Origin of the sequence: Paenibacillus xylanexedens, assembly GCF_007676705.1 — a bacterium.
In the GTDB taxonomy this organism is placed as follows: Bacteria; Bacillota; Bacilli; order Paenibacillales; family Paenibacillaceae; genus Paenibacillus; species Paenibacillus xylanexedens_C.
In genome coordinates, this window is sequence record NZ_VEBF01000241.1 from 1 (window position 1) to 287 (window position 287).

Genomic DNA, 287 nt, shown 5'->3' on the forward strand with positions numbered 1-287 from the left:
AGGCTGCGGTTGGATACGGCAGGGAGGTGGGCGAGGAGTTGTTTGACCATATTCAAACCTTCTGGTTCCGTAATGTGGATACGTTGCAGGAAGGTTGTGTGATTAGTGGTGTAAGGAGTGATATTAGGGAGATGGAGAGGTTTGTGGAGATGGTGGTGGGGATGTTTATGGGTTGGGGGATGGTGATGATGGGTAGTATGATGATGGGGTTTAGGATGAGTGTGAAGGTGGTTTTGATTTTCATTGCGACTGTGCGGGTAGTGTTTATTATTTTATTTATTGTGACA

Annotated in this window: 1 pseudogene; it reads left to right on the top strand. The window is 46.0% G+C overall.

From position 1 onward, the window contains the following. Nucleotides 1-38 precede the first annotated feature (38 nt). A pseudogene (locus FS628_RS30500) lies at nucleotides 39-287 on the top strand (ABC transporter ATP-binding protein); the annotation flags it as partial.